General features: G+C 46.3%; 4 protein-coding genes. All 4 read left to right on the top strand.

What is annotated here, in order from left to right; translation table 11 throughout:
- Positions 1–855: 855 nt before the first annotated feature.
- Genes DU481_RS11735 through DU481_RS11720 form a run of 4 tightly spaced genes read left to right on the top strand, consistent with a single transcriptional unit; the run spans position 856 to position 6,762 of the window.
- Positions 856–2,202, top strand: coding sequence for a TackOD1 domain-containing metal-binding protein (locus DU481_RS11735; protein WP_350134698.1), 1,347 nt, complete (start codon positions 856–858; stop codon positions 2,200–2,202).
- 3 nt (positions 2,203–2,205) lie between these two features.
- Positions 2,206–3,531, top strand: a complete 1,326-nt coding sequence (locus DU481_RS11730) for a glycosyltransferase family 2 protein (RefSeq protein ID WP_350134695.1) — start codon at positions 2,206–2,208, stop codon at positions 3,529–3,531.
- A 23-nt stretch (positions 3,532–3,554) separates the two neighbouring features.
- Entirely contained in the window at positions 3,555–5,705 is a 2,151-nt protein-coding gene (locus DU481_RS11725; protein WP_350134692.1) for a TolC family protein, read from the top strand.
- Entirely contained in the window at positions 5,689–6,762 is a 1,074-nt protein-coding gene (locus DU481_RS11720) for an HlyD family secretion protein (protein ID WP_350134689.1), read from the top strand. The genes DU481_RS11725 and DU481_RS11720 overlap by 17 nt, the downstream gene beginning before the upstream one ends.
- Positions 6,763–7,069 lie beyond the last annotated feature (307 nt).

Here is a 7,069-nt window from a genome sequence, read left to right as displayed (position 1 = left end):
TTTGATAAAGCTGCCAGATTTCCTGACGATCCAATAATGTTAAGCGAGTGCGTTTGTGTATGTTCATCTGCAGTATTCTCCTGAATACTGTAAACAACGCTAGGAATTCTTACAACTTAGGATATATGGTTCGTTATCTCTAACCAGCACAGAACAATCAAAGTTAAATTGCTCGATGAATAGGTGCAATTAAACAACATCATAATTTCTATCCATACACATGAATGTTAATAGAACTTGAGTCGATCAACTATGCGAAAAATTACAGCTCATCGTTTAATAAACCCTGCGCGATCGGTTTATCGGTATATCCGGAAACGGCTTTAGAAAGAAGAATATATTTATTGTAGATTTTGGGGTTGCAAATGCTGTGGATAACTGTGTGAGTAATTCATGTATTTGGAAATTTAACTCATCGATTTCTAAAGATTTCGGTTGACTTGCTCATTTGTTTTACACATTGATTATGGGCCAATTATCATCAAGTTATTACTGCTTTTCATGCTGCGCGCCCATTTGATCAAATGAAGTCCATCATTGACTGGGTTTGTGGATTGTTTAAATGATCAAATAAAAATTACGGTGAATTGAATCGATAGAGAATTTTCTGAATTGTTTGGGATGGAATTTTTCTTTCAATACGTCGATATAAAGCGGATTTTTTGCTTTATTCGAGCTATCTGTGTAAGAAAATATGAGTATAATGGTAAGAAGACACACTAGGTGATGTTTTTAAGATATTGATTATATTGCAATTAGTTTGTAATATCCGATGCGTTATAAATGACATAATTGATTTAAGATTATTTTAAGTTAGCGATGCTTATATTTTTCTCCTTAGAGAAGACTGATTTATTGGATCCGTATCAGGATCTTTTTGAAATTTACCATTTCAGTGATTTTTCGGATTGGGAGAAAAATAAAATCATTCCTTCCGCGTTTGTTATTGCGGGAAATGATAAACAATATACTGCGTCGATTCTTGCCAAGATACGCAGAGATGACGAAGTTTTTGCATCGCTGTGTTTTGCAGCAGATCCGGTTGCAGCATCTGATAACTTGTTGCTCGATGGACAATTGCCGCAGCCTTCGGTTTTGCTGGAAGCGGTTAATCAAGTTGAAAGCTTGCTGAAGTCGCTGAGGGGCAATGAGACCTATATCACACACCAAGGGCGGTTAATAAAATATTTTTGGTTACGCCCTGATTTCATCCTTCAGCCGCACCATGAGTGGCAAAATCCGCGTTTTTATCGCTATCCTTTGCTGGAGGCGTTGAGTCAGGACAGATCCGACTCTTTCGAGTGGCTGCGCAATCTCGCCAATAACAAAATAATTGAACCTTTGACGATACTCGACCGGCAGCGCGAATGTGCTTATTGCCGCTCGGCGCACTTGAGTTTTATTGATATATGCCCGAATTGCCAGTCGATCGATATCAAGCTGCAAGCTTCCTTGCATTGTTTTACCTGCGGTTGTGTCGATGTGCAAGATAAATTCATGCATAGCGGTACGCTGGTTTGTCCCAAATGCCATACGCATTTGCGGCATATTGGCAGCGACTATGACCGGCCTATCGAGAATTATCGCTGTCAGTCTTGCAGCCACTCGTTTATAGAAGGCGATGTGCAAGTCCGCTGCGCGATGTGTGAAAAAGAGATGCAGCCGGGAGAGCTCATCTTGAATGAAGTACACAGCTGGCGCTTAAGCGATAAAGGAAGAACCGTTGCTTTCCGGGGCGAGGTATTCGACTTGTCCTCGGGGTTTGATCAGCTCGATTTTATTTCCCGCGAGTTATTCCTGCATGATCTTGATTGGCAGATGGTTACATCCCGGCGTTATCCCAATGTGCATTTCAGTTTGTTCGGAATCTACTTCGCCAATCTGCCGGATCTAGTCGAACTTTTCAACCATGCGCGCCTGCTGCAAATGCTTGAAGCCTTTGCGCAACGATTAAGAAGCTTGCTCCGGACCCCGGATCTTTCCACGCGGACTTCGGAGAATATGCTGTGGTTGCTTTTGCCTAATACCGATGAACAAGGATTACAGGGTTTTCAAAAACGCATCGAAAGCAGTATGAATGTACTGCTGGAAGAAAGTGAGCATAGGCTGGATTTCCGTTTTATCGGTATTTCCTCGCAGAATATACCCGATAAGGAAAGTGCCCCGCTCCTGCTAGCGCGTCTCGCGGGCGAGTTGCTATAGTTCATGGAAAGTCTGAATCAAGCCTGGGGCTTTTTTCTTATCGCAACCTCGCGCTATCAGGATGTGGAGTACGTCTTCATGCTGATTCCATTCGTACTATTTTTTGAATTACCGCTGTATTTTGTCAATTGGATGAGCGTTTTCCGCTATCTGTTTAAGAAGTCGGTGGAAGCACCGGTGTCGCTCCCTTACTATCCGCGCGTAACTTGTGCGATTACCTGCTACGCCGAAGGAAAAGCGGTGCAGAGTACGGTGATTTCTTTACTGGAACAGATTTATCCGGGGCATATTGAAATCATCGCGATGGTCGATGGCGTGCAGAAAAATTTAGCCACGTATCAGGCATTGAAAGAACTCGTGCCGGTGGTTGCCAATTATCCCAAGCGCTCATTGGTCATCATTCCGAAAATTCAACGCGGTGGTAGGGTCTCATCATTGAACGCCGGACTGAGCCGGGCGCAAGGTGAGATTTTTCTCGCTTTGGATGGCGATACATCGTTTGATAATCAAATGGTCAGTTCCGCTGCCGCTCATTTTCGCAACCCTGATATTGTCGCGGTAACGGGGCCGATGCGTGTGCGTAACGCCAGAAAAGCGATCATTACCCGGCTGCAGAGTCTGGAATATATGTTGACCATGCAGATAGGGAAACTAGGATTTGCGAAACTGAATGTCATTAATAACGTCCCTGGCGCGTTTGGTATTTTTAGAAAGTCCTTCATCCAAAAAATAGGCGGATGGAATACCGGGACCGCCGAGGATCTTGATTTGACACTGCGCATCAAGCAATACCATCAACGTTATCCACACCTGAGGATTGAGTTTGAACCCGGTGCGGTTTCGCATACCGATGTGCCGGAAAGTTTCAAGGATTTTTTAAAGCAGCGCCTACGCTGGGATGGCGATCTTTGGTATATCTACTCGAATAAACACAAGTACGGTATTTCCGCATCGAGGATGGGATGGAGCAATTTCATATTTCTGCTCTGGTACGGTATTTTGTTTCAGATCGTCATGCCTTTTTCTATCGTGATTTATACGATCTACATGGCGGTAAAGCTGCCTATGCTGACTTTTTTTCTAAGCATGGTGCTGGTCTATTTGTTCTATTTAGGTTTGATTACCCTGCAGTACATTTTTTATCTTGTGCTCGTCTCAGACAGAAAATGGGAGGACTGCGAAGCTGCTTTGATCCTGCCTATTTATCCGTTGTTCCAGTTTGTTTCGCGCGTCTGGAGCGCTTTTGCCATTTTAAACCAGATACTGAACAAAGGTCACTTGGATTCCGCAATGGCGCCTTTGTGGGTGCTTAAAAAGGGAAAACAGTAAAAGTGCGCGTTTTCCCGCTACTGATGTTGCTTCTGCTTCTGATGCCGACAGCCAATGCAGGTGCTGAGGTTAAAACGCTGACCGAGTTTTATACGCATCTGGAGCAAGCCGCGACGGTCCTGAAAGCGAAGGCGGATTTGGAGGCGCAACGCTCGAACTTAAATGTGCAGGAAGCGCAGAAAGGCTGGGAGATATTTGGCGGAATATCGGCTGGTTATCAAAAAAGCCCTTTTGCCAGAGAGCCTTTCGGACATTTCTTCGATCCGATGGGCCGCATTGGGGTGCGTTATCCCTTGTTAGGCAGCGCGGAGAGACAGCAACGGGCGATCAATGATGCTGCCACGCAAGTAAAAATTGAGGATGTCCGTCTGGATTGGAGCAAGCGGCTGGCGCGGCTCTTTCTGGAAGAAAACTACGCGGCGTATTGGAGCGCAAAGAAAATGCTGGCTTTGACCGAAGCCTACTTGCGTTTGCGCGATGATGGCGTGATTTCCATACTGCATAAACGGCGCGAAGCGGGCTTGTTATTCATGTCGGATTATCTGGAGTTTCTTTCTGCATTTGATCGCGCCGAACGATCGCAAATCGAATTCAGCAATAACCGCGATCAAGCATTGATCAGACTGGGCTATTTAACGAATTCGGAAATACGGCCGTTCGAGCCCGTAAAACCGGTGTTGTATGCGATCGACAGCAATGCGCCGATCGATATCGAGCAGCTGGATCTGAAAATACTGCAAGCACGGATAGAAAATATTCAAAAGACTAAAGAGACCGAGAACTGGCGTGGCATTGATTCGGATGTCAACGCCACTGCTTTTGGCGGTCCGGCCATTCCGCATCCTTCACCTGAATCCATGCAGATGGGCTATGGCGGCGCAGTCGGTTTTAATTTCCGCATGCCGATCGAGATTATGAGTGTGCGGAAGAATGAGGAATCGCGCTTGAACAGTCTGTTGATCAGTCTGCGGGCGGACTACACGCATCGCGATCAAGAACTGCAACACGAATTCCGCGCTTTGCTCAGCAGTTATCAACAGCTTGCGCAGCAAATCAAGTTTCAGCATACGCGCCTTGAAGCGGCGCGTGAGTTGATCCGTGAAAGACATTTGCGCCTGAAGATTTTGGATGGCGATGTGATCGAGAAATATTTTCAAGCGGTTAATACGTATTACCGGGTGGCTATCGAGAACGTCGAAACAGAATCGGAACAATGGAAGCTGCATATCCGGTTGCGGCAATTCCTTACGCTGCTGGAGGGAAAAGGCCGGGATATTCACCCGGAAATCAACTTAAGCCAATTGACTGATCCGCTGCAACAAGCGGCGTCGTTTCTTGTCAGTGGAGACAAAACCAAGGCTGCGCCTAAACGCACCAGTTTCTCTGCTGCTGGTAATGCGGAAGTTTCGTCTGGGCGCGTTGCCGTGTATGTCTGGAACTTTGACAAATTAAGCACACAATCCGGTTTATGGGAAAAAAATCAAACCATCGAGATCGATCGCTTTCTGATTTCCTTGGATCAGCAGCAGATTTCAAAATTTGCCGCAAATCCCGCGCCGCTTAAAAAGTTTCTAACCGAAGCGCACCGGCGAGGAAAAAAAGTTGAATTACTGTTAGGCGATCCTGATTGGATTCTGCCGGAGCAGCGCGAGAAGCTACTTATGATCGTCAAGAAACTGAGCAACATCAATTTCGATGGCCTGCATTTGGATATCGAGCCGGATCAACTGGAGTCGGACTTGCCCGGCAAGGCGCGCCTGGAAGAGTTGATCGAAACGGTGCGTCAAGTGTCGGCTGTTTCTCCGTGGCCGGTAGGCGCCAGTATTCACCCGCGCTATCTGACGAAAGCCACATCATTTGATATTTGCGTGCTCTGCGAACTCAAGGCAAAAGGGATCAAAGAGATTACCGTTATGTATTACGCGATGAATCTCACGAATATCGTGACTGCGCTCAAGCCGGTCATGAATCAATATCCGGATCTGTTATTCAGTCTGGCGCAAAGCCTGGAGTCAGAATTGGGTCCGGAGAATAGTTATGTGCATAAGCCGCAATCCATTTTTATTCATGCGATGCAACAATTGCAGAGTCAACTCCGGGCCCCTAATTTTACCGGGCTAGTTATTCAATCATGGCAAGATTTGGTAAGCTATCTTCATGAAAATACGTTTTAATCAACCAGAAAATAAGGCTCCGGATATCGACCGGGGATTACGGGTTCAATATAGCGCCGCCAAACGAGCCGGCAGGCCGTGGCGCTGGTATTTGATCATGGCCATTTCCAGCCTCCCGGTGGTATATCTGCTGGGGACGATTGTTTGGGACACGATCAGTATCGAAGCCAATGGCCGCATCCGGGTGCCTAGTTTCACTGTGCGTACCGCTGTGGATGGCTATGTTGAGAAGCTTTTTGTCGAGCCGCTGCAGACAGTTTCCGAAGGTGCACCGTTAGCTGAACTGGTGAATGCCGCATTGCTGGATAGTCGTGACCGGCTGCAGGTGGAGCTGGATGGGCTGAGGCAGGAAAAGCACAAGATGTTGCTGCAAGCCGATGATTCCAGAACAAGCTCGGCTCAGTTGTTGAAATTCGCGCACGAACAGAAGCATTTCGCATCCCAACGCTTAAGTCAGTATGAGTCCCTGTACAAACAGGGCGCCGCAACACAGGCTGAAATTGCGCTGGCGCGAAGTCAGTTAAACTCGGCGCTGGAAAATCTGGTGGCGCTGGAGAAAGCGCAACGCCAGGAGCGTGACCGGATGTATAGTCAGGAACAAGGCCAATCCCCGGAAATGCGCATGCTTTCAAACCGGATCAATCAGCTGCAACTCGAATTTGATAAGACTCAGGATCAAGTCCTGCAGTTAAGCCTGTTTGCGCCATCGGGCAGCGGCATGGTGACAGAGATGTTTACGCAACCCGGAGAGTTTTTGGGGCGTGGCCAAGCTTTGCTTGAGATCATATTTCCCGAGAAAGTGCATATCGATGCATTCATTCCGCCAAAATACCAGGACTATGCCGTAGTGGGGCAAATGGTCACGGTCAAATTCCCTAACGGGGAAAAAGCCGAAGCAAAAATAATTTCCGTCCCCGGTGTGATGCAGAAGTCTACGACGGCTGAAATTAACCCGCTGGAAACGGTCCGTTTTGCAATTTTGGCGCAATTGGAATTTGTTGGAAATGTGAAAAGCCGGTTAATCAATGGCATGCCGGTAACGATTTATTTACATTGACAAACCGGTTGGCCAAAATGCGCTACATTCCGGAAATAGGCAGCCAGCCGGTTTCATGATCTGCCAGGAATTTACTCCGCCTCTTGAGGTATCATCTTCTTTACCCTGAGCAATTTTGATTTATCCACATTTTTTGTGGATAACATTGTGTATAAGATTTATTTTCGACCATTAACTTAATGGACACTAAAGAGAATTCTCTCTCTGCCTAATAACTTAACACTTTAATTATGTATTATGTATCATCCGGTTATAAACACTTTCTTTTTCTATATATCAGCCGCTATGTTTTGTATGGCGTGTTAAC

The organism is Nitrosomonas sp., assembly GCF_040240425.1.
In the GTDB taxonomy this organism is placed as follows: Bacteria; Pseudomonadota; Gammaproteobacteria; order Burkholderiales; family Nitrosomonadaceae; genus Nitrosomonas.
The sequence above is the reverse complement of the archived record's forward strand: the minus strand, read 5'-3'. Positions and strand labels throughout refer to the sequence as shown.

Bases quoted from the DNA above. Each gene is read 5' to 3' on its own strand.
- DU481_RS11720 (WP_350134689.1), top strand. From the start codon at position 5,689: ATGAAAATACGTTTTAATCAACCAGAAAATAAGGCTCCGGATATCGAC.
- DU481_RS11730 (WP_350134695.1), top strand. From the start codon at position 2,206: ATGGAAAGTCTGAATCAAGCCTGGGGCTTTTTTCTTATCGCAACCTCG.
- DU481_RS11725 (WP_350134692.1), top strand. From the start codon at position 3,555: ATGTTGCTTCTGCTTCTGATGCCGACAGCCAATGCAGGTGCTGAGGTT.